The organism is Nocardia sp. NPDC050175, assembly GCF_044459885.1.
Taxonomy (GTDB): domain Bacteria; phylum Actinomycetota; class Actinomycetes; order Mycobacteriales; family Mycobacteriaceae; genus Nocardia.
Genome location: NZ_JBITJI010000014.1, coordinates 11406 through 34684, shown reverse-complemented (window position 1 = coordinate 34684; position 23279 = coordinate 11406). Strand labels below are relative to the sequence as shown.

Annotated in this window: 17 protein-coding genes; 8 read left to right on the top strand and 9 right to left on the bottom strand. The window is 67.2% G+C overall.

Features of this window, described 5'->3' with window-relative positions; translation table 11 throughout:
• Positions 1 to 96 precede the first annotated feature (96 nt).
• Complete coding sequence (gene ilvA, locus ACIBK2_RS36285) at positions 97 to 1326, bottom strand: threonine ammonia-lyase (protein WP_396974204.1); 1230 nt, start codon at positions 1324 to 1326, stop codon at positions 97 to 99.
• A gap of 204 nt (positions 1327 to 1530) precedes the next feature.
• Positions 1531 to 2700: a serine hydrolase domain-containing protein gene (locus ACIBK2_RS36280; RefSeq protein WP_396974202.1), complete on the bottom strand. Its 1170-nt coding sequence runs from the start codon at positions 2698 to 2700 to the stop codon at positions 1531 to 1533.
• Between the two features lie 159 nt (positions 2701 to 2859).
• On the opposite strand from ACIBK2_RS36280, the gene ACIBK2_RS36275 reads away from it, so the two are divergent.
• From ACIBK2_RS36275 to ACIBK2_RS36265, 3 genes are all read left to right on the top strand, one after another.
• Positions 2860 to 3585 carry a GntR family transcriptional regulator gene (locus ACIBK2_RS36275; protein ID WP_396974200.1) on the top strand — a complete coding sequence of 242 codons (726 nt, stop codon included), beginning with the start codon at positions 2860 to 2862 and terminating at the stop codon, positions 3583 to 3585.
• Positions 3586 to 3670: 85 nt separating this feature from the next.
• On the top strand, positions 3671 to 5176 hold the full coding sequence (locus ACIBK2_RS36270; RefSeq protein ID WP_396974198.1) for an NCS1 family nucleobase:cation symporter-1: 1506 nt from the start codon (positions 3671 to 3673) through the stop codon (positions 5174 to 5176).
• Entirely contained in the window at positions 5176 to 5913 is a 738-nt protein-coding gene (locus ACIBK2_RS36265) for an aspartate/glutamate racemase family protein (protein WP_396974196.1), read from the top strand. The genes ACIBK2_RS36270 and ACIBK2_RS36265 overlap by 1 nt, the downstream gene beginning before the upstream one ends.
• 61 nt (positions 5914 to 5974) lie before the next feature.
• Here the strand turns inward: ACIBK2_RS36265 and ACIBK2_RS36260 are convergent, their stop codons facing one another.
• Complete coding sequence (locus ACIBK2_RS36260) at positions 5975 to 6325, bottom strand: hypothetical protein (protein WP_396974194.1); 351 nt, start codon at positions 6323 to 6325, stop codon at positions 5975 to 5977.
• 265 nt (positions 6326 to 6590) lie between these two features.
• Here ACIBK2_RS36260 and ACIBK2_RS36255 point away from each other — a divergent pair, with 265 nt between their 5' ends.
• Positions 6591 to 7109, top strand: a complete 519-nt coding sequence (locus ACIBK2_RS36255) for a hypothetical protein (protein WP_396974192.1) — start codon at positions 6591 to 6593, stop codon at positions 7107 to 7109.
• Here ACIBK2_RS36255 and idi read toward each other — a convergent pair.
• The 4 genes from idi to ACIBK2_RS36235 form a co-directional block, all read right to left on the bottom strand.
• On the bottom strand, positions 7096 to 7659 hold the full coding sequence (idi, locus tag ACIBK2_RS36250; RefSeq protein ID WP_396974190.1) for an isopentenyl-diphosphate Delta-isomerase: 564 nt from the start codon (positions 7657 to 7659) through the stop codon (positions 7096 to 7098). The two genes, ACIBK2_RS36255 and idi, sit on opposite strands and share 14 nt — an antisense overlap.
• Positions 7656 to 8528 (bottom strand): geranyl diphosphate 2-C-methyltransferase, encoded by an 873-nt coding sequence (locus tag ACIBK2_RS36245; RefSeq protein WP_396974188.1) that lies wholly within the window; start codon positions 8526 to 8528, stop codon positions 7656 to 7658. Before ACIBK2_RS36245 ends, idi begins: the two co-directional genes overlap by 4 nt.
• Positions 8529 to 8599: 71 nt before the next feature.
• Positions 8600 to 10264, bottom strand: a complete 1665-nt coding sequence (locus ACIBK2_RS36240; protein WP_396974578.1) for a family 2 encapsulin nanocompartment cargo protein terpene cyclase — start codon at positions 10262 to 10264, stop codon at positions 8600 to 8602.
• A 20-nt stretch (positions 10265 to 10284) separates the two neighbouring features.
• Positions 10285 to 11691, bottom strand: a complete 1407-nt coding sequence (locus ACIBK2_RS36235; RefSeq protein ID WP_396974186.1) for a family 2B encapsulin nanocompartment shell protein — start codon at positions 11689 to 11691, stop codon at positions 10285 to 10287.
• A 469-nt stretch (positions 11692 to 12160) separates the two neighbouring features.
• Here ACIBK2_RS36235 and ACIBK2_RS36230 point away from each other — a divergent pair, with 469 nt between their 5' ends.
• The gene (locus ACIBK2_RS36230) at positions 12161 to 15154 is read left to right on the top strand and encodes an acyl-CoA synthetase (RefSeq protein WP_396974185.1); all 2994 of its coding nucleotides are present in this window, start codon (positions 12161 to 12163) and stop codon (positions 15152 to 15154) included.
• A gap of 118 nt (positions 15155 to 15272) precedes the next feature.
• Positions 15273 to 15872: a class I SAM-dependent methyltransferase gene (locus ACIBK2_RS36225; protein ID WP_396974183.1), complete on the top strand. Its 600-nt coding sequence runs from the start codon at positions 15273 to 15275 to the stop codon at positions 15870 to 15872.
• 321 nt (positions 15873 to 16193) lie between these two features.
• On the opposite strand, the gene rffA is transcribed toward ACIBK2_RS36225, so the two are convergent.
• Both rffA and ACIBK2_RS36215 read right to left on the bottom strand, forming a co-directional pair.
• Positions 16194 to 17333 carry a dTDP-4-amino-4,6-dideoxygalactose transaminase gene (rffA, locus tag ACIBK2_RS36220; RefSeq protein ID WP_396974181.1) on the bottom strand — a complete coding sequence of 380 codons (1140 nt, stop codon included), beginning with the start codon at positions 17331 to 17333 and terminating at the stop codon, positions 16194 to 16196.
• The gene (locus tag ACIBK2_RS36215; RefSeq protein WP_396974179.1) at positions 17323 to 18435 is read right to left on the bottom strand and encodes a glycosyltransferase; all 1113 of its coding nucleotides are present in this window, start codon (positions 18433 to 18435) and stop codon (positions 17323 to 17325) included. Before ACIBK2_RS36215 ends, rffA begins: the two co-directional genes overlap by 11 nt.
• A gap of 363 nt (positions 18436 to 18798) precedes the next feature.
• Here ACIBK2_RS36215 and ACIBK2_RS36210 point away from each other — a divergent pair, with 363 nt between their 5' ends.
• Together ACIBK2_RS36210 and ACIBK2_RS36205 are read left to right on the top strand one after the other, a co-directional pair.
• Entirely contained in the window at positions 18799 to 21009 is a 2211-nt protein-coding gene (locus ACIBK2_RS36210; RefSeq protein ID WP_396974576.1) for a hypothetical protein, read from the top strand.
• Positions 21010 to 21024: 15 nt separating this feature from the next.
• The gene (locus ACIBK2_RS36205; RefSeq protein ID WP_396974575.1) at positions 21025 to 23268 is read left to right on the top strand and encodes a hypothetical protein; all 2244 of its coding nucleotides are present in this window, start codon (positions 21025 to 21027) and stop codon (positions 23266 to 23268) included.
• Positions 23269 to 23279 lie beyond the last annotated feature (11 nt).

Sequence of the window (23279 nt, the reverse complement as noted above, 5' to 3'; positions counted from 1 at the left end):
AATCCAGCGCGAGTTCGGCTGTGCGGGAGGGTGTTCGACGGGACCTCGCCGTGACCGGATCGAGTTGCTCGAGATCCGACCACGGCGAGGTCGCTGTCAGTCCTCGACCCGGACGGAGTATTCCGCGTTGGCGAGTGCGTTCAGGACGTCGTCGCGGTGGTTCGGGCCTCGGGTTTCCAGGGTGAGGAAGACCTCGACCTCGTCGAGGGCGAGCCGGGCGCCGGTGCGCGCATGGGCCACGTCGACCACGCTGGCGCCGGTTTTACCGACCACCCCGAGTAGCGTGCTCAAGCCGCCCGGTCGATCCGAAATCGTCACGCGGACAGCGAGATAGCGGCCCGCGGCACTCAGTCCGTGGCCGATCAGGCGGGTGAGCAGCAGCGGGTCGATATTGCCGCCGGACAGAATCGCGCAGACCGGGCCCTTCAGATCGAGATCCGTTGCGGCGCAACTCATCAACGCCGCCACCGCCGCCGCACCCGCTGGCTCGACGATCAGCTTGGCCCGCTCCAGGCATAGCAGCAGCGCTTTGGACAGGGAATCCTCGTCGACGGTCAACATCGTCGAAACATGCTCGGCCACATGCACGAACGGCACCTGTCCCGGCTGCCCGACGGCGATACCGTCGGCCATCGTCGCCATCCGCCCGACCCGCACCGGCTTGCCCGCCGCCAGCGAACCCGGCCAGGCCGCCGCCTCCTTTGCCTGCACCCCGATCACCCGCACCTGCGGGGCCAGCTGATGCAGCGCCACCGCGATGCCCGCCAGCAGCCCGCCGCCACCGGTCGGCACCAGCACCGTGCCGACGTCGGGGATCTGCTCCAGGATTTCCAGCGCTACCGTCGCCTGCCCGGCCACGATGTCCGGGTGGTCGAACGGATGGATCAGCGTCGCGCCGGTGCGGTCGGCGAGTTCCATGGCCGCGTCCAGCGCGTCCTCGATCGTCTCACCCACCTGCCGCACCTCGGCCCCGTACGCCTTGGTGGCCGCCAGCTTGGGCAGCGAGGCACCGACGGGCATGAAAACCGTCGAGGTGATACCGAGCGAGGTAGCCGCCCAGGCCACCCCCTGCGCATGATTACCGGCACTCGCCGCAACCACCCCGCGAGCGCGGTCCGCGGCGGGCAGATTAGCAATCCGGTTATAGGCCCCGCGCGGTTTGAACGACCCGGTCCGCTGCAGGTTCTCGCACTTCAGCCACACCTCGGTGCCGGCCCGCTCGGAAAGCACGCGCGACGCCACGATCGGCGTCTTCCGAATCACCGGCGCCAGCAACTCCGCAGCAGCCGTGATTCGTTCCATACTGACCAACTCCATGCCGCACATGCTGCCACCCCGCAACCAATACGTCCGACGATTCCCCAGCGGGTGTCTCGTCCCCAAGACTGACCCGCCGTCGAGCCACCCGACCGAAGGCGCCCTTCATCCCGTCTCGGCGACCGAAGGCCCCCTTCGGTCAGCGCTAGCCCCTCGACTGAAGGCGCCCTTCGTCGCGTCTCGGCGACTGAGGGGGCCTTGGGGTCTGGCGGGTCAGGCTGCTTTGGCGAGGTTGTGGGCGACTGTGCCGAGGCGGGCCAGGCGGGCGTCGCCCAGGGGAGTCAGGCGGCCGCCCAGGCGGTTGGTGACGAAGCCGAGGGACATGCCGGTGGCGGGGTCGGCGAACGCGCCGGAGCCGCCGAGGCCGAAATGGCCGAAGGCGGAGATCGGGTCGGCCTTGGACGGCTTCATCGGGACGGCGTGGTAGCCGAGGGCCCACGGGACACGCAGGGCCAGAACGTAATCCGGGGTGAATACCTGTCGCTGGGTGATCAACTCGATGGTTTCCGGGCGCAGCAGCTGGTATCCGTCGAGTTCGCCGCCGTTGGCCAGCGCGCCGTACACGCGGGCAAGGGCGCGGGCGGAGAACACGCCGTTGAGGCCCGGCATCACCGAATCATGCAGGCGCGGATCGGAAACCAGATCGGCGAAACCCTTCGGCGTGGTGTCCATGGCGGCCGAGAACCTGGTGCGGCCGAGCAGCCGGGAGCTGTTCTCCCAGCTCATGCCCGCGACCGTCAGCCGGGGAAAGTTGGCCGCGATGCGGTGGCGTTCGCCGTCCGGCACCCGGAACCAGAGTTCCTCGGCGCCAAGCGGTTCGGCGATCTCGGTGCGCAGCACCTCGGTGAACTCCGTACCGGTGATCTGACGCACCAGCTCGGCGACCAAGTGCCCGAAGGTGATTCCGTGATACCCGCTGGTGACCAGATGACGTGGGTCCGGCACCGCCGCGGCGAGTGCCGCCGTCACCGCCGCATCATCGAAGAATCGGTCGTAGGGCCCGGGCAGCAGTCCGCGCAGCCGATGCAAACCCGCTCGGTGGCTGAGCAATTCGCGCACGGTGATGCGCTCCTTGCCCGCGGCACCGAATTCGGGCCAGTACGTCGCGACGGGCTCGTCGTACGCGACCCGGCCGCGCTCGGCGAGCCGATGCAGCAGCGTGCTGGCCACGCCCTTGCCGGTCGAATACGCCATGGCCACGGTGTCCCGTTCCCACGGCACCGCAGGCCGGGCGTACCCGGCCCAGACGTCCACGACCGGCTCGCCGTGCAGGTAGACCGCGAGCGCCCCGCCGCCGTCGGTGGGTCGCCGGAACAGCCGGTCGAACTCGGCGACCAGGGTCGCGAACCGGCGATCTACGAACTGTGCTGCCGAAACCGTCATCGGAAACTCTCTGTCGTTACGTGTCCGAACAGAATTACATGGACGTGACGCGCCGACGCCAATGCCCTCCCACGGGACCGGTTGGTTCTGTCCGAATACGTTTCCTGAGCGTCACAAACCTGACCGAAATCGCAACACGCCTGGCCTAGCGTGTTTCGCATGCCCCCGAGACGACGTTCGGCGCTGCTCGCGAGGTTGGTCATCGACGCACCCGGCCGACCGCAAGTGATTCTCGGTGAGCTTCGCCGGGTGATCCTGGACGGCGCGGTGCCACCGCTCACCGTAATCCCGCTGCGCGAGGTGGCCGAACTGTTCGGGGTGAGCCACATCCCGGTCCGTGAGGCGCTCAAGACGCTGATCGGGGAGGGACTGGTCACCCATGAGCCGCACGGCGGTTACGCGGTGGCCCAGCTGACCGCCGCCGAATTGCGCGAGATGTACATCGTCCGGGAGACCCTGGAGAACGCCTCGCTGGCCGCGGCCGCGTTGAACGCGAGCGGCGCCGACCGCGCGGCGCTGATCGAGGTGAACGCGCTGCTGGAACAGGCGATTCGCGACGACGATCCGGCCGCCTACCACCGTGAATCCCGCAACTTCCATATCGCGCTGACCAAGCCGTCGCGCATGTTCCGGCTGCTGCACATGCTGGAATCGGCGTGGAACGTCACCGAACCGGTGCAGTCGATGGTGCACATCAGCCGCGGCGATCGAGTGCGCCTGCACACCGATCACGCGCTCATGATGGACGCTTTTCTGGCCCGCGACGTCGACTGCCTACTGCTCGTCGCCGAACGCCATCACCGCAGGTTGGAGACGGTCATCGCGACCCTGCCGACGGACACCGGCCTGCTCGCGCCGGAAGATGATATATCTGCCGCGCAATAGCCGGGAAATAACAGCGCAATGGCCGGGCAATGCCGAATACTTACGGTCGTTTCGAGCACAGTTTCACCTCCCGGATGGGAAAACCATGACCGAAACCATCGCGGCACCGACGCTTGTCGCCATTCCCGACACCGCGGCGCCGAATACCGCGCCCGACTATGACCCACGCCTGACCAATGCGGACCTCGCGCCGCTGACCAAGCAGACCTGGGGCTCGTACAACATCTTCGCCTTCTGGATGTCGGACGTGCACAGCGTCGGCGGCTACGTCACCGCGGGCAGCCTGTTCGCGCTCGGCTTGGCCAGCTGGCAGGTGCTGGCGGCGTTGCTGATCGGCATCACCATCGTCTACTTCTTCTGCAACCTGGTCGCCAAGCCGAGTCAGGTGACCGGCGTGCCGTATCCGGTCATGTGCCGCAGCGCCTTCGGGGTGATCGGCGCGAACATCCCCGCCATCATTCGCGGCTTGATCGCGGTGGCCTGGTACGGGATCCAGACCTTCCTGGCCTCGGCGGCGCTGGATGTGGTGCTGGTGAAGCTCTTTCCGGGCTTGGCGCCGTACGCGGTGGCCGATGACTATGGCTTCCTCGGGCTTTCGCTGCTCGGCTGGGGGAGTTACCTGACGCTGTGGGTGGTGCAGGCGTGCGTGTTCTGGCGCGGCATGGAATCCATCCGCAAGTTCATCGACTTCTGCGGGCCCGCGGTCTACGTGGTGATGTTCCTGCTCTGCGGGTACCTGATCGCGAAAGCCGGTTGGAGCGCCATCGATGTGAACCTCGGCGACGTGAAATACACGGGCTGGGACTCGGTTCCGGTGATGCTCGGCGCCATCGCGCTGGTGGTGTCCTACTTCTCCGGGCCGATGCTGAACTTCGGTGACTTCTCCCGCTACGGAAAGACTTTCGCCGCCGTGCGCCGCGGCAACCTGCTCGGGCTGCCGGTCAACTTCCTGTTGTTCTCGCTGCTGGTGGTCATCACGGCCTCGCTGACCGTCCCGGTCTACGGCGAGCTGATCACCGACCCGGTGGCGACCGTCGCGCGGATCGACAGCACCTTCGCGATCGTGTTGGGCGCGTTGACCTTCACCGTCGCCACCGTCGGCATCAACATCGTCGCGAACTTCATCTCGCCCGCCTTCGACTTCTCGCACGTGAACCCGCAGCGGATCAGCTGGCGCGCGGGCGGCATGATCGCCGCGGTCGGCTCGGTGCTGATCACCCCGTGGAACCTGTACAACAACCCCGAGGTCATCCACTACACCCTGGAAGTGCTGGGCGCGTTCATCGGTCCGCTGTTCGGCGTGCTCATCGCCGACTACTACCGGGTGCGCAAGCAGCACGTGGTTGTGGACGACCTGTTCACCATGTCGAAGACCGGAAGCTATTGGTATAGCAAGGGATACAACCCGGCGGCGGTCATCGCGACCGCGATCGGCGCGGTGGTCGCGGTGATTCCGGTGCTGGCCAAGGACATCACCGGCATGTACACCGCCGCGCAGTACAGCTGGTTCATCGGCTGCGGCCTCGGCTTCATCGTCTACTACCTGCTGGCCACCCGAACGAGGCTGGCGGTGAAGGGAGCACCCGCCTGATGCGTATCCGTGTGGTCAACCCGAACACGACGCGGGCGATGACCGACACGATCGAGCAGTGTGCCAGGGCCGTCGCCGGTCCCGGCACGCTGCTCGACGCGGTGACCGCCGAGATGGGGCCCGCGTCGATCGAGAGTCACTATGACGAAGCGCTCAGTGTCCCAGGGATTCTCGCCGCCATCAGCCGCGGCGAGGACGAAGGCGTCGACGGTTATGTGATCGCCTGCTTCGGCGATCCCGGCTTGGATGCCGCGCGAGAGTTGGCGCACGGACCGGTGATCGGCATTGCCGAGGCGGCGATGGCGGCGGCCGGTCATCTCGGTCGCGGATTCAGCGTCGTCACGACATTGAGCCGAACCATCGGACGGGCCAGTGACCTGGTGGAACGTTATGGACGGCAACGGTTTTGCCTCGGCATCCATGCCTGCGAGCTACCGGTACTCGCGCTGGATACGGACCCGGACGCCCGCAAGATCGTCACCGAGGCCTGCCGCGAGGCGGTGGACGCCGACGGCTCCGACGCGATCGTGCTCGGCTGCGCGGGCATGGCGGACCTGTGCGCGCATATCCGCGACGAGATCGGCGTGCCGGTGATCGACGGCGTCGCGGCGGCGACGCTGACCGTGCAATCGCTGATCACACTCCGACTGCACAAGTCGGGTAGGGGAGAGTTCGCGCCGCCCCCGCCCAAGCCGTACGCCGGCCTGCTGCGAAGCTTTGGCACGCACCATTCCTGATTTCCCACACCGAAAATCGCATGCGAAATTCGGTGCGGGAAATCGGAAGGCGTGCGGCAGGTTAGGCGGCGACTGCGGTCCGGAGGGCCTGCAGGATGAGGTCCGGGTCGTCGACATCGACGACGAGGCGGGTGAACGGGCCGCCGTCGAGTTCGATGCGGACCGCGCGGCCGTCGAACCTGGTGTCCCAGAACTCTTTACGGCCCTTGCCTCGGAAGGTCCCGGCCGCGATCACGCCGGGGAAGAAGGTGCCCGGCGCGCGTACCCACGGCGGGCGCAGGTCCACTTCGGCTCTGACCACCTCGGTGATGTTCGCTAGGTCGAAGGTGATGTGCTCACGCAGGGCGAGGACCTGATGCCCGCCGACCACCTGGATCGTCACGGTCGTTCCCGTAACTTCGATTTCGACCATCGCACACCTCACTTCGTGGAGAACTCCAACGCACCCCACAATGCCGGGCCGACCTGGTCATAGCCTGAGCCCTTCCTATGATTTCTCTCAGGGTTTGAGCCATTGTCTTACGTAGATATGCGCATCTATCAACGTTGTCGGTTGGAACGATCCAGACTCGGTCCCGAGTGTGTCGGACTAAAACAGCACGGACGGTATGGGATTCTCACCGTGCTCGTGCTCCATCCGTTTCTGCAGGTACACCGCCCGCGAGAAGAGGTTGTCGATGCTCGGGAAGTTCGTCACCACCGCCGCGATTGCCACGGTATTGCTCGTCCCCTTAGATATTCCGGCCGCCTCCGCATTGCCGCCCGCAGGCAGTTGCGCGAACGGTGACTTCCGCTGGACGGCCGCGGACGGCGCGATCGACATGACCCCGCATGCGCTCACCTTCACCTCCGTCGGCGTCCTCCGCGACTGCACCGGCGGCCCCGGCGGCATCACCGGCGGCACCTTCACCGGCACGCACATCGCGACATCGGACTGCATGCGCCCGGCGGACGGCCCGATCACCGTCGACGTGCTCTGGTCCGACGGCGAGACGAGCAAGCTGTGGGGACCGTGGCCGGTGACCATGCAGCAGCCGACCGTCGGCACCCTCGACGTCGTCGACGGGCTCGGCCAGGGCAGCAAGGTCCGGATCACCGCCGACTACGAGATGATGACGCCCGCGATGCTCGGCGGCTGCCTCGGCCCCGGCGTGCGCACCGGTGTCGGACGGCTCAGCGCCGCTACGTTTCAGTGAGCGCCCGCTCGGCGAGCTCGAGCACGCCGGCCAGCCACGGCGTGTAGGCGGCCGGATCGGCGGCCATCGCCTCGTGCAGCGCGTCGAGCTCGATCCAGGCGTAGTCGGCGACCTCGGCCGGATCAGGACGGGGGACACCGGCGCTGAGCTTGCCGAGCAGGACGTGATCCCATTCGCTCTCGACCCGGCCGGTCGACGGATCCTCGGCGCGATAGCGGTAGACGCCGACCTCGGTGAACGAGGTGGCCAGGCCCATCTCCTCGGCGAGGCGGACCGCGGCCGCTGCGGCGACGGGTTCGCCGGGCGCGGGATGGCCGCAGCAGGTGTTGGCCCACTGCGACGGGAAGCGGGTTTTCACCGCGGCCCGCTGCTGCAGCAGCACCCGTCCCGCGTCGTCGAACAGCAGCACCGAGAACGCGCGATGCAGCTGTCCCGGCGCCTGATGAGCCTGTGACACCGGGCAGGTACCGATCGCGTGCCCCGCGTCGTCGACGAGCTCGACGGGCAGGGCCTCGCGGTCGGTGATCGCCTGGGCGAAGGTCTCGGTCACCTGCCCACCTTATCGGCGGCGATCAGCAGGTATTGGAAGCTGCCCTCCTGGTAGGCGGTCAGGAACGGCCGCTCCACGCCCGTCGCGAGCTCGGATTTCGTGCGCAGTTCCCAGTACGGAATGGTGGCCGCGGTGAGGTCGGTCACGTCGACCGGGACCAGGTTGTTCTCGGCCATCGCGCGGAAGTATTCGCTGCGCGGATGGATCATGCAGCCGTAGTGCGCGTCGATCCAGCTGACCGAGGAGGAGCGGCCGCCGGTCACGTCGTTGGAGCAGCCGGTGATGCACACGTAGCGGCCGCCCGGCTCGAGCAGCCGGGAGAATTCGTGGAACAGCTCGAACAGGTCGACGTACATGGTGGTCTCATTGGTCCAGATGCCGCGCATCGACCACGGCTCGAAACCGGTCTCCAGCATGTTCCGGAAATGGAACCGCACGTTGTCCTGCACGCCGCGCTTGGCGGCCTGCTCGTTGGCGAAGCGGACCTGGTACTCGGAGATGGTGACGCCGTCGACGTAGCAGCCGAAGCGCTGGTTGGCCAGGAAACTCGTGCCGCCACGGCCGGATCCGCCGTCCATCAGGCGCTGGTCCGGGTGGACCGGGCCGAGGTGATCCAGCAGCAGATTGGCCTGTGCGGTCTCTAAACGGTGTAGTTCCTTGACGATTCGTTCCTGGCGGGTCTCCTCCGGACCGCTCAGCACCGAGAGGTCGGGTGCGCCGATGCCGTAGTGGTGGTGGTAAAGCCCGTCCACCTCACCGAGTTTCGTGTTGACCCGGTCGTCGTTGGGATTGTTGTTCCAGTAGGCGGCAACGGCTTTCTGGTAGCTGGTCTGGAGCACGGCGTCGGTGTCCGGATTGAGAATGGTCATGCCAATTCACCCTCTCGTTGCAGCACTGTCTATTTCCCTAGCGGTGTCACAGCTTTGGAGGTGTCGCGGTGTCAATCGGAGTAGCGCCTGCTGTCCGCGTGCCAGGCGCGGCTGCCGCCGAGCCAGGCCCACACGCCGGTGAGGTAGCGGCGTAGTTCGGCGGAGCCGAGGGCGGCCAACGGGGCCGCCTCGAGTTCGAGGCGGTGCATCAGTTCGTCGTGCAACTCGGCCGTGCGCACGACCGCCTCGCGCCGGGTACAGCCCTCCTCGGCGACCAGAACCGTCGGAAGATTGAATTCCCTACCGTCCGAACGATCTTCGCGGGCCATCGAGTACAGGTCGTTCACCAGCTGGCTGGCGAGGGCGGCCGTGGTGATCACCCGGCGCACCCGCGGATCGGTGTATTCGGCGGCCTGGAGTTCATAGCCGCCGACCACGTCGATCGGTGCCATACAGGGCAGAAAGCTGTGCGGCTGCCGGTTGGTGAGGTACTCCCAGGCCGGTGGCGTCCGGTCGGCCAGCCGCCAGCCCGCTTCAGCACCGAGTGCGATGAACCAGCCCGCGATCTCCGTGCGCAGTCGTGCCAGTTGAGCGGGCGTGGCGTACTCGGCCACATGCGCGAAGGCGCTACGGAACGCGCGCAGGATCGGGTCCGCCTGCATCACCTCTTCGAGCCGTGCGACGTAGCGTGCGGGCAGATGGACAGGATCTATTGCAGCAGCGGCCAATTCAAGCCGAGGCCCGAGTTCGGCCTCGGCACTCGATGGTGTGCCGTCGGGTGCGGTGTCGTCGGCTCCGGCGTCGCAGTAGTAATCGTCGACCGCCCATTCGGCCACCGCGCATTTCGCGGCGGCAAGCAGCCGGTCGGGGTCGTTGCAGTCGGGGTGCGCGAGCATGATCAGCCGACCGAACCCCGCGTCCCGCAGATCATCCAATCTGCCCTCGTATAAGCCGATTGCCTTGGCCCAGGCAAGGATTCGCTCGTTGACGATAGCGGCCAGCGCCGGGTCGTCGCGCATCGGCGGCGGGCAGTAGAGCGGAGGGATCGCGGAACCCCCGGCGCTGCGGCGCGTCGACGCGGTGCCCAATCCGGTTGGGCCGGTGGGTATGTGGCCGGTGGGCGGAGCGAGCGGTTCGCCGATCCATGGTGCGGCGGTCGGTCCGGGCGACATGGTCGCGCCGGGCAGGTTTGCCGGGCTGGTCGGCGGAGTCGGCTGTTCGGCAATGGTGCGGGTGGTGGTCGTCACACGTGGTGGAGCTGAAGCTGTCGACGAAATGACCGGCGGGACAGTCGGTCCCGTCGTGCCGACCGGTGGCGTGATCAACAGTGATGCGGCCCCGAGGCCGGTCGGACCGAGTATCCGCGGCCGGGCGGGCAGGTCGGACGCGGGTGCGTCGGATACCTGTGGTGCGAGTGCATCGAGTGCATCCGGCGCGAGTGCATCGGGCACGTTCGGCGCGAGTGCATGGGGCACGTTCGGTGCGGGTCGACCGGCCACCTCCGACGTAACTACGCTGGCCGTATCTGGATCGGTCGCTCCTGGTGTAGGGGCAGAGGTCACCTCCGGCGCGGGTGGAGAGGCCGCCTCCGACGTGGGCAGAGAGGCGACCTCCGGCGTGGGTGCGTCCTTGTGCACCAACATCTTTGGCGCGCCACCACCCAGGTCGGAGAGCAGTGCGGCGACGGTGGTGGCGATTTCGTGGGTTGCGGGTAGGGCCAGGGAGCGCGACAGCATCGACACGGCTCATCCCTCCGTCAGTCCGTTTGTCGAGCGACCAGGACGTTGTCGAGTGCGCCGAGCGCGTCCGGTACCAGTACGGCGGCGGAGTAGTAGCAGCTGACCAGGTAGGAGATGATCGACTGGTCGTCGATGCCTTTGAAGCGGACGTTGAGGCTCGGCTCGTACTCGTCCGGGATGCCGGTCTGGTGCAGGCCGACCACGCCCTGGTCCTGCTCGCCGGTGCGCAGGGCGAGGATCGAGGTGGTCTGGGTCGGGCTCACCGCGAGCTTGCCGCACGGGAAGATCGGCACGCCGCGCCAGGCGGGCACCCGGTGGCCGTCTACGTTGACCGGATCCGGGTAGAGGCCGCGTTTGCTGCATTCGCGGCCGAACGCGGCGATCGCTTTCGGGTGTGCCAGAAAGAGTTTGGTGCTGCGCCGCATGCTGAGCAGCTCGTCCATGTCGTCGGGGGTCGGCGGGCCGGACTCGGTCGAGATGCGCTGTTTCAGGTCGCAGTTGTGCAGCAGCCCGAATTCGGGATTGTTGACCAGGTCGTGTTCGCGGCGTTCGTAGAGTGCCTCGACGGTGAGGCGCAGCTGCTGCTGGACCTGGTCCATCGGGTCGTTGAACAGGTCGGCGACGCGGGTGTGCACCCGCAGCACGCTCTGCGCGAGGCTGAGCTCGTATTCGCGTGGCGCGGCGTCGTAGTCGACGAACGTTCCGGTGAGCAGCGGCTCGCCGACGTGGCCGGAGGCGATCTCGATGGCGGCCTCGCCCTTGGCGTTCTGCGGCTGGGCCGGCGCCTCGGCCATTCTGGTCAGTTGCTCGCGGAGCTGCGGCGCGTTGCCGAGCAGGTCGTGCAGGGCCTGGCGGGGGAGTACCAGCAGGGTTGTCTTGGTGACGGTTTTGACGGTGACCGGCCAGATCGCATGCGGGTCGGTGAGGATTTGGTCGCCGAAGTAATTGCCGCCCGCCAGAATGCCGAGCATGGTGTGTTCGTTGTATTCGCCGGAACCGTTCTTGCTCAACTTGCCGTGCACGACGAGGACGACCTGATGCATCGGATTGCCGAATTCGGCGACGATGCTGCCCGGCGCCAGATCATGCTGCTGGAATCGTTGCGCGAGGGCCTGCAGCACCTCCTCGTCGTCGAAATCGCGCAATGCGGGCAGCTCACGCAATTCCGACGGAATGACCCGGGCCTGCGGGCCGTCCACGTCGAATTCGACCTCGCCATTGCCCACGGTGTGCGTGAGCCGCCGGTTCACCCGGTAGACACCGCCTTTGACCTGGGTCCACGGCAGCATGCGGGTGAGCCAGCGGGAGCTGATGCCCTGCATCTGGGGTTCGGATTTGGTGGTGTGCGCCAGCTTGGCCGCGGCCGAGGTGCTGAGGCTCTTGCGGTGATTGTTTTCCGTTTGGACCGGCATTTCGATAGTCATGCGTTGTCCTCACCTCGAGACGGGTCGAGCCCGTTATGTGGAGACGGTTATTCTGCACAGCAAAACAGCGGGCGAATGCGGCCCGCAAAACCAGTCACTCGAGCGAAATGGCTTACGCGACAGTGCGTTCCAGACGGCATCGATCGTAGGCCGGACAGCGGCCCGCACGCAGCGAAACGGCGGATGCCGTCGCGGAGGGTGACGACACGCCGCCGATCGAATCGCCGGGACAGATCGCCGCCCGGTAGCTACCGCGCGCGGCGGGCGTCGCTGTGAATCTGCCGATAATCGGCCACTGACCCCGCAATACGTGCATGGATCGGGTCACAGCGGACCCATAATGGACACACGATGTGGGAAGCTCGTCTGAAACATCGCTGTGTACTTCTAGGGGACCGAAGGGTATCCCTCCGGTGGAGTACGCGGACGCGGATGAGGGTTACGTTCTAGGGTAGGGCCAGGAGCGATCTTGAAGTTCAGTGCGAAGGATTTGGTCGGATCGGTGCAGCGGTTGATGGCAACCGCGCAGAACGGCCTCGAGGTCATCCGCTTCGGCGGGTTGACCCACGATGTCGAGTCGTCCCCGTTCGAGGTGGTCGAGAGAAGGCGGATGTACCGGCTGCGGCATTACTTCCCGGACGACACCACCCCGGGGCGCCCTGTCGCGCTGCTCGTGCCGCCGCTGATGGTGAACGCCGACATCTGGGACGTGAACGTCGAGGACGGTGCCGTCGGCATCCTGCAGCGCGGCGGAATCGACTGCTGGGTGGTCGATTTCGGCTCACCCGCCAGCGAGGAGGGCGGCTGGCAACGTGATCTCGCCGACCATGTCCTGGCGGTCAGCAGCGCGATCGACGCGGTGACCGAGGCGACCGGCAGCGCCGTGCACCTGATGGGCTATTCGCAGGGCGGCATGTTCGCCTATCAGGTCGCCGCCTACCGGTACGGCAAGGGCGTGCAGAGCATCGTGACGTTCGGCAGTCCCGTCGACGTGGTCGCGGGCATGCCGTTCGGGCTGCCCTACGGGATGGTGTCCGACGTCGCCGATTTCCTGGCCGATCACGTGGTCACCCGGCTGCCGATCACCGATTCGATGGTGCGCATCGGCTTCCAGCTGCTGGACCCGGTGAAGACCGCCAAGGCCAGGATCGACTTCCTACGGCAGTTGCACGACCGGGAGGCGTTGCTGCCCAAGGAGCGGCAACGCCGGTTCCTGAACAGTGACGGCTGGGTCGGTTACGCCGGTCCGGCCGCGGCGGATCTGCTCAAGCAGTTCGTCGCGCACAACCGGTTGATGTTGGGCGGCTTCGTGATTCGCGATCAGCCGGTCTCGCTCGCCGAGTTGAAGTGCCCGATCCTCGCGTTCGTCGGCGAGGTCGACGACATCGGCCAGCCCGCCGCGGTGCGCGGCATCGTGCGGGCCGCGCCGAACGCGGAGGTGTACGAGGCCAACCTGCTCGCCGGGCATTTCGGCCTGGTAGCGGGCAGCATGGCGACCAATCAGACCTGGCCGCTGGTGCGGCAGTGGATCGACTGGCTCGAACGCGACAAGGCACTGCCGCCGGAAATCCATCCGATGACCGAGCATGTCGACTCGAATCGGCCGCGCTCGGCGGCCACCCGGGCGGTGCACACCGCCGCGTCGCTGGCCGAGGCGGGCGCGGGCGTCGGCAAGGCGCTCGAAGGCATCGCGAGCAATACCATGCGCGGTTCGGTCGAGCTGGCCGGTGAGGCCGCGCGGGCGCTGCCGCGGCTGACCAGGCTCGGCATGATCCAGCCGCACACCCGCATCTCGCTGGGGCGGTTGATCGCCGAACAGGGCAGGCGCGCACCGCTGAAAGACCTGTTCCTGTTCGAGGATCGGGTGCACACCAACGCTGCGGTCAACGTCCGCATCGATAACGTGGTGCGTGGGCTCGTCTCGGTCGGTGTCCGGCCTGCGATGCGGGTCGGCGTGATCATGGAGACCCGGCCCAGTGCGCTGGCGACGGTTGCCGCGTTGTCGCGGCTGGGCGCGGTGGCGGTGCTGCTCGCCCCGGGTAGTGAGCTTGCTCGGGCGCTCGAGATCACCGGTGTCGATACGGTTGTCGCGGATCCGGAGAATCTGCGGCAGGCGGCGAGCGCCGGTGCGCGGGTGTTGGTGCTCGGCGGCGGCGATTCCCGTCAGCTCGGTATTCCGTTGAGCGACAAGGTGATCGATCTCGAGCAGATCGATCCGGCGCAGGTGAAGCTACCCGCCTGGTATCGAGCCGATCCGGGTTTGGCGCGTGAGTTGGCGTTCGTGCTCGTCACCGGCACCGGAGATCGGTTGGAGACCAAGTACATCAGCAACCACCGCTGGGCGCTGTCCGCCTTCGGTACCGCGACGACCGCGGATCTGAACCGCCGCGACACGGTGTATTGCCTTGCGCCGCTGCATCATTCGTCGGGGCTGCTGGTGAGTCTCGGTGGGGCGATCGCGGGCGGTAGCCGGATCGCGCTGGCGCGTTCGCTGGATCCGGCGCAGTTCGCCGAGGAGGTGCACCGCTACGGCGTCACCGTGGTCACTTACACCTGGACGATGTTGCGCGACATCCTCGATGCCGAGGTGTTCCCGGCCGGGCAGTATTCGCCCACCCCGTCGGCTCCGCCGACTGCCGTCCCCCAGTGGCATCCGATCCGGTTGTTCATCGGTTCGGGTATGCCCGCGGGTCTGTGGCGGCGCACCACCGAGCAGTTCGACCCGGCACGGGTGCTGGAGTTCTACGCCTCCATCGAGGGTGACGTGGTGCTGGCCAACGTGAAGGGCGTGAAGCGCGGCTGCAAGGGTCGCCCGGTGCCGGGGACCGCCAAGGTGGAACTGGTCGCCTACGACCCGATCACCGAGGAGATCCTCGTCGACGGTTCGGGTTACGCGCGGCGGTGCGCGGACAACGAGGTCGGGTTGATGCTCGGCAAGGCCTCAGACGGGGTGGACATCTCCGCGGGCGGGCTGCGCGGAGTGTTCGCGCCCGGTGACTCGTGGATGCCGACGGAGAATCTGTTCCGGCGCGACAGCGACGGCGACTACTGGCTGATCGACCGCAAGGACACCGTGATCCGCACTCAGCGTGGGCCGGTGTACGGGCAGCCGATCGTCGATGTCCTCAACGACATCACCGGTGTCGACATGGAAGTCGCCTACGGCTTGGAGGTTGGCGATCACTGCATCGCCGTCGCCGCGGTCAGTGTGCGCAAGGGTTTCCGGCTGGAGCCGAAGGACGTGACCGAGGCGCTGCGCGCACTCGAGCCCGACAAGCGGCCCGATCTGGTCTATGTGGTCGACGAGATCCCGCGCAGCTCCTCGTACCGGCCGTCCACCCGCGCGGTGCAGGCGGCGGGACGTCCGACGCCCGGTCCCGACACCTGGTGGTACAACCGGGCTTCCGACGCCTACGAGGTCCTCACCGACGAGGACGCAGCCAAGATCCTCGGCGACAGCTGACGCGCATCGAGCCGCCGCGGATTCACCAGCGCGGCGGCTCGACCCGGTCGCGCGCGCAGGTGGCTCGGTCCGTACCATCCCACGCTGACGTTGCTGTCCGATTTGTCAGGAGTACTTGGTGAGTACGAGCCTTATCTACCGCAACGCCACCCTCTACGAGCTGCTGATCCGTGCGCTATACGGCCGGTACTACACGGCTCGCTATCGCGCGGTCGAGGGGCTGCTCCCTGCGGGTGCCAGCGTGGTCGATTTGTGCTGCGGCCCTGCGACTTTGTACACCCGCTACCTGCGGCAGAAGTCGGTCGACTACACCGGCCTCGACCGCAACGACCGATTCGTCGCCCAACTCACCAAAGCCGGTGGGCAAGGCCAGGTCTGGAACCTGAACTCCGACGCCCCACTGCCCGAGGCCGACTACGTCCTCATGCAGGCCAGCCTCTACCACTTCCTGCCCGAGCCGGCCCCCGTCCTCGACCGCATGCTGACCGCCGCCCGCAAACAGGTCATCATCGCCGAACCGATCCGCAACATGTCCAGCAGCGACAACCGCCTACTCGCCGCCATCGGCCAACGCTTCACCAACGCAGGCGACGGCGTCCAGGCCCACCGATTCACCGAACCCACCCTCGACGCCTTCTTCCGCCCCTACGAATCGCGAGTGGTCCAGCAGACTTTGATCGCAGGCGGCCGCGAGAAGCTCTACGTCCTCGACGCCTAACCCCAGCCGCACACCTCCTAACCTCCCGCGCTCGGACTCGCCGCCCTGACATGCGTGCGTTTGTCAGAAGGCGTGCGGCTGCGACGTCACGCGGTCACGAGTGGTGCGGCGGGAGCCGGTCGCGAGTGGGCTGGAGAAGTCGTGCGTGGTCGGCCGCCGATTGCTGACAGCCGCACGCCTTCCGGGCCGCCGATTGCTGACAGCCGCACGGCTTCTGATCTCTCGCACTCGGACTCGCCGCACTAACACGCGTGCCGATGTCAAAAGGCGTGCGGCTGGGCGGTAGGTCGCGCGGCGGGGCGTTCGATACCGGACGAGCGGTCAGACGGTGAAGTCGGTGACGCCCTCGATGACGCGGGCGATCTGTTCGTCGGTGAGATCCGGCCAGAGGGGGAGGCGGACAACGGTTCCCGAGAACTCCGCGCTGCGGACGCAAGGGTGCGGGGTGCGGCCCAGTTTGAGGCCGGCGGGGCTGGAGTCCAGGGGGACGTAGTGGAACGGGGCGACGATGCCGCGGGCGCGGAGGTGGGCGATGAGGTCGTCGCGGCGGTCCTCGGTGGGGGTACGCAGGAAGTAGAGGTGGGCGGTGTGTTCGCGGTCGGCGGGGACCGTCATGAGGCGAACGTCGTTGCGGGCGGCCCATTCCGGGAGGGCTGCGGCGTAGGCGTTCCATACTCGGTGCCGTCCGGCCTGGATGGTGTCGAATTCGTCGAGCTGCGCGTCGAGCACCGCCGCGTTCAATTCGCTGGGCAGGTAGCTGGAGCCGATGTCCTGCCAGGAGTACTTGTCCACCGCGCCGCGCAGGAACCGGGCCCGGTCGGTGCCCTTCTCCCGGATGATCTCCGCGCGCGCCATCAGGATCTCGTCGGTGAGCAGCAGCGCGCCGCCCTCGCCGCAGTGCACGTTCTTGGTGTCGTGGAAGCTGAGCGTGCCCAGGCTGCCGAGGGTGCCCAGCGGCCGCCCCTGCCACCGGCCGCCGAGGCCGTGCGCGTTGTCCTCCACGATGGCGAAACCGTGCGTGTTGGCCAGGGCGAGCAGCCGGTCCATGTCGGCGGCGACGCCACCGTAGTGGATGACCACCACGGCCTTGGTCCGCTCGGTGACCGCGGCCGCGACCGATTCCGGGTCGAGGTTGCCGGTTTCGAGATCGATGTCGGCGAACACGCAGGTGGCCCCGCGCAACGCCATCGCGGTCGCAGTCGAGGTGAACGCGAAACTCGGCACGATCACTTCATCGTCGGGACCCAGTTCCAGCAGCAGGCCCGCCATTTCCAGTGCCGAGGTGCACGAGGTGGTCAGCAGCGCGTGCGGCGCCCCGGTGATGACCTTCAGCTTCTCGGTCGCCGTCGCGGTGAACGGCCCGTCGCCGTGGCTCTGGTCCGAGGCGAGCACCGTCTCGAGGTTGGCCAGTTCGCGGCGCGCCCGAAACGGTCGGCTGAAGATGATGCGGTCAGTGCTCAACCCGGTCGTTCCCCTTGTTCGCAATGGTTGTGGTCAGTTCCCTGGCGGCCGAATAGTCGGCGTCCGGGTCCGCCGCTGCTACCGGGCGCGGCGTCGGTGAATCGACGGTCAGATAGAGCGGCTTACCGACGAGGATATGCAATGCCACCCCGAGGTATTCGGCGATGAGGCCGAGCGAGAACAGGATCGCCCCGGAGACCAGCAGCAACACGACGATCATCGAGGCCCAGCCTTCGGGCGCCCAGTTGTCGGTGGTGAGCGCCTCGTAAACGATCACGCTCGCCATCACACCGCCGCCAAGACCCAGCGTCACGCCGAGCAGGCTGACCAGGCGCAGGCCGCGAGTTCCGCTGCACAGCACCATCTTCCAGAACAACGAGAACAGGCGGCGATAGTTGTAGCCGGACTCCTCGCGGCCCTCGGCGCGCAGCACCACCGGCACCTGCGCGACGGTGCCGACCACCCAGGTCAGCGCGACATCGAGATACACGCCGTTCGAGGCGACCTCGGCGAGCTGGCGCCCGATGGCGCCGCGGATCAGCCGATAGCTCTCGAAACGGGTGGAGTCGGGGAACGCGAAGATCGTCGCGAGCACCAGCTTCGCGCCGCGCGAGGTGATGTTGCGCAGGAAGCCGTGCGGGCGGGTGTTGCTCGGCTTGGAGTACACCAGCTCGGCGCGCTCGGTCAGCGCGGCGTCGAGGAAGGTGCCGATGAACCGGGGATCGTGCTGGCCGTCCTCGTCCATGGTGACGATCCAGTCGCCGCCCGCGGCCGACATGCCCGCGATCGTCGCGGCGTCCTGGCCGAAGTTGCGGCTCAACCAGATGGTGCGCACCTCGGGATAGGTCTGCTCCAACTCCTGCAGCACCACGTCGGAACGGTCCGGTCCGCGGTCGTGCACCAGGATGATCTCGTCGATCTGGAAGGTGGTGCCGCCGGGAGTCTGGGTGGGGCGGGTGAGCTCGTGCAGTTCGGCGACGAGACCGCCGATGGTGTCCTCGCCACGGTAGATCGGCACCACTACGGAAACGGCGTGCGGCCGGGACGGCCTGCCGTTCGGGGTGACCGCGGCGGGGCGGGGCGTGCGGGAGGGAATCGGCATCAGCTGGATCGACTTTCGATGACGGTGCGTGCCGGTGTCCCCCGCTGGACAGCAGGGCCCGAGCCGCCCAGAACTCTAGCATGGTGCGGGTTTCGGAATCGGGGCTGGATCATGCGGCGTCCGCGGGTCCCTCCATGGTTACGCAAGCTGCCGCTTCCGGGCCTGCCGCTACCGCCGTGTGCATGCCAACCATCATCATCGCGTCGGCGGCCGGATGCCAAGCGCCACACTGCTGTGTAGGGTTTGGAACTCGTGACGGATAGTGCAGTGTCGAGGGTGACGCGCCCCGGGTCCGCCGAGGTCAACGGGGGTGACCCGGTCGCAGCAGAAGTTCCGGCCGGAACCGCCGGAGCTGCCGCCGCCATGCCTGCCGCCACCGGGCCGGATGATCTTCAGCGCGCCGCGCGCCGCAACGTGTACCTGTGGGGCTTGATCACCGCCGTCGGCGTCGTCCTCGGCTATGTCGCGGTGCTGCTCGCCAACGCCAGGCACTTCTACACCGACGACACCGAATCCCAATACACCGGATTGTGGGTCGGCCTCGGCCACGCCCTGCGCGACGGCACCTTCCCGGTGCTGGTGCCCGAGCGGTGGATGTCGGGCAACAACACGATGGACGACGCGGGCCTGTTCAACCCGCCGCAGCTGCTGATCGATCTGATCGCACCGTCCGTCGACAACATGGCGCTGTACGCGACCGTCGTCAAACTGATCTTCGCGATCATCGCCGCACTGGGCGTCTACCGGATCTGCCTCGCCTACGGCGGCAAGCCGGCCTGGTCCGCGGTCGCGGGTGTCGCGTTCCCGCTGTCGGGTTTCTTCCTGTTCTTCGACGAGGCCAGCTGGATGACCGCGCTCACCGGCACCGCGTGGCTGGTGCACGCGTGGGCGTCGTCGGTGCGCTACACGCGCGGTCAGGGCGGGCCGATCCCGGTCTTCGTCTATCTGTATCTGACCATCTCCACGCAATACATCTTCCCGGCGGTCGAGGCGGCGCTGATGCTGCTGGCGGTCGCGGTGGGCGAGATCATCTACCAGCGCAAATGGTGGCCGGTGCTGCGGCTGGCGGTCGTCGGCGGCTGTGCCGGGCTCGCGGGTCTGCTGACCTTCCTGCCGAGCATGCTGTCGGCGAAGGTGACCTGGCGCGGCACCATGGAGATCATCAACGATCAGTTCCTGACGGTGCCGTGGTCGGAATCGTTGAATGCCAGCCTGCCGAGCACGCATCCCGCGTTCACCTCCTGGTGGGGGTACGTGCAGCCGATGCCGGTCACCTACATCGCCTGGTTCCTGATTCCGGCGCTCGCGTTCATCGATTGGCGGCGGGCCAAGGACAGTTGGCGCGAGCTCTTCGGGGTCGCGTTCTTCGCGGTGATGATGCTGATGTGGGCGGCGGGGCCGGGTTCGATCGGTCCGTTGCGCTGGCCGGTTCGGGTGTTGCCGATGCTGGCGATCGGGCTGCTGGTGCTGGTGTGTGTGTTGCTCGCGCGCTATGGCACGACTCGTGATCTCAAGAATCGCGGGATTGCAGCGGGGGTGCTGATCCTGCTGCTGTGGGTGCGGACGTTCTCCGCCGATCCGCACGACGTGGTCTGGCATGTGCTCGCGGCGGTCGCGGTGTTCGCGCTCGGTGCCGCGGTGCTGTGGCTTGGTCGGGTCAAGGGCATCGCGGTGGCGTGTGTGCTGGTGATCGTCGCGATGTTCCCGATCGCGTTCTTCCAGGTGCAGGCCGCGCAGCCGACTCCGATGACGTGGAACCTGCCGACCAACCGATCCGAGGCCAAGGCCGCGTTCCCGGATTTCCCTGGCAACACTCTGCAACTCGCCGAGCGTGGCTTGGTGCAGCCGGAGGACAAGAGCCTCGAAGGTGCTTACGGTTCCTTGGTTTTCGGCAACTACGCCAAGTCGCTCGAACTGAGTTACGTCAACGGCTACACCCCGACGGGTCACTTCTACTTCGGTGAACTGCTGTGTATGCGATGGGACAGCAGCGTCTGCCCGGACGCGTTCCGGCGCATGTTCACTCCCGAGAAGACCACCGAGCGCACCCTGGTCGATCTGATGAAACTGGATCGAGTGGTACTGCAGCGCGCCCTGTTCCCGGACGCCCGCAACCAGCCCGCACCCGACGGCTGGAAGTGGGTCGACTATCCCGGCCACGAGCAGTTCATCTCGGTACTGGAACGGGCCGACGGGCCGATCTCGACGGTGAACGGCCGGGTCTCGGCGACCAAGAACGTGACGGCGGCGTCGATCTCCGAGACCGACACCACCAGCCGGGTGCGGGTCAGCTCGCCCAGCGGCGGTCGCGTGGTGTTCGCCCGGCTCGGCTGGCCCGGCTATCGCGTTACCATCGACGGCAAGCAGATCCCGATCACCACGGTCGCGAAATCGTTTGTCGCCGTGGATATTCCCGCCGGTACCCAGAACGCGGAACTGGTGCTGACCTGGCGTCCGCCGGGCTGGAAGATCGGTATCGCCGCGCTGGCCGCCGGCGTGATCGGTACCGGCGTACTGCAATGGCTGTACGTACGGTCGCGGCGGCGTGCCAAGGCGCAGCCCGCCGCAATGTAGGGTCTGGAACTCGTGGTGGAAAGCAGCGCCCTCGCCCGGCGGGACGTGTACAAATGGGGCCTCATAACCGCGCTCGGCGTGGTGGCCGGCTACGGTGCCGTCCTGCTGGCCAACATCCGGCATTTCTATACCGACGACACCGAGTCGCAGTACGCCCCGCTGTGGGTGATGCTCGGGAATCGCCTGCGGGACGGGCAGTTCCCGGCGATGATCCCCGAACACTGGATGGCCGGTAACTACACCATCGAAGAGGCGGGGCTGCTGAATCCGCCGCAGCTGCTGATCGATCTGATCGCGCCCTCGGTGGACAACGTCGCCCTCTACGCCACCCTCGTCAAGCTGATCTTCGCGATCGTGCTCGGGCTCGGCGTGTACCGGGTGTGCCTGGAGTACGGGGCCAGCGCGCCGTGGGCTTCGGTTGCCGGTATCGCGATTCCGTTCACCGGCTGGCTGCTGTTCTTCGACGAGGCCAGCTGGTACACCGCCTTTGTCGGCACCGCGTGGTTGGTGCACGCGTGGGCGTCCGGTGTTCGTTATGCGCGCGGTCGCAGCGGGCCGATCCCGGCATTTATCTTCCTGTATCTGGCGATCTCGGTGCAGTACATCTTTCCGGCGGTCGAAGCCGGTCTGATGATCGGCGCGGTGGCCGTGGGTGAGGTTGTCTACCAACGCAAGTGGATGCCGTCGTTGCGGTTGCTCGCGGTGTCGGCGTGCGCGGCGCTGGCCGGGCTCGCCACCTATCTGCCGAGCATCCTGTCGGCGAAGGTGACCTGGCGCGGCACCGCGCAGATCAACAACGACCAGTTCCTCACCGTGCCGTGGTCGGAATCGCTCAACGCGAGCCTGCCGAGCACGTTGCCCGCGTACAGCTCCTGGTGGGGCTATGTGCAGCCGATGCCGGTCGTCTACATCGCGTGGTTCCTGATTCCGGCGCTGGCGTTCATCGATTGGGGTAAGGCGCGGGAGAACTGGCGCGAATTCACCGCGATCGCGCTCGTCGCGATCATGGGGCTGATGTGGACCGCCGGGCCGGGCACCATCGGTCCGCTGCGTTGGCCCGCGCGGGTGCTGCCGATGGTGGCGCTCGGGCTGCTGGTGCTGGTGTGTGTGCTGCTCGGTCGCTTCGCCACCTTCGACGGGTGGCGGCGGCGCGGGATCGCAGGCGGTGTGCTGATCGGGCTGCTGTTCGTGCGCTCGTTCTCGGCGGCGCCGCATCAGCTGGGTTGGCATGTGCTGGCGGCACTTTCGGTGGCCGCGCTCGGTGCCGCGGTGGTGTGGCTCGGGCGGACCAGGGGGATGGTCGCGGCCTGCGTGCTGACGCTCGTCGCGGTGTTCCCCATCGCCTACGTGCAGGTGCGTGGCGCACAGCCGACGCCGATGAGCTGGAACCTGCCGACGAACCGGTCGGAGATGAAGGCCGCGTTCCCCGGCTTCACCGGCACCACACTGCAACTCGCCGACCGCGGGCCCATCCCGCCCGCCGAGAAGAACCTGAAGGGCGCCTACGGGTCGCTCGTCTTCGGCAACTACGCCAAGGATCTCGAGCAGACCTACGTCAGCGGATACACGCCGAACGGACACTTCTGGTTCGGCGAGATGCTCTGCATGCGATGGGACACCAGCGTGTGCCCCGACGCGTTCCGGCGGGCGTTCGAGGTCGAACCGACCACCGGACGCACCATCGTCGACCTGATGAAGGTCGACCGAGTGGTACTGCAGCGCTCGATGTACCCCGACGCCCGCACCCAACCCGCACCCGACGGCTGGAAATGGGTCGACTACCCCGGCCACGAACAGCAGATCTCCGTGCTGGAACGAGTCGGCGGACTGATCTCCACCCGCAACGGCCGCGTCGCCACCACCACCGGCGTCACCGCAACCTCCGTCGCCGAATCCGACCTGACCAGCCGCGTCCGAGTGAACTCCGACAACGGCGGCCAGGTCGTCTTCGCCCGCCTCGGCTGGCCCGGCTACCGAGCCACCCTCAACGGCCACGACCTCCCGATCAGGGTCGTCGCGAAAACCTTTGTCGCGGTAGACATCCCCGCAGGCGCCAAAAACGGCGACCTGGAATTGAGCTGGCGCCCACCCGGCTGGAAGATCGGCGGCGCGTCGGTGCTGCTCGGGTTACTCGGCGTCGGCGTCCTGCAATGGGCGTTCCTGCGAAGTCGCCGCCGCGACGACGACCTGGATCCACCGACCCCCACCGACACCCCCGAACCCACACCGCAGCCCGACCTGGTCGACGCGAAGCACTGACTCCCACAGCG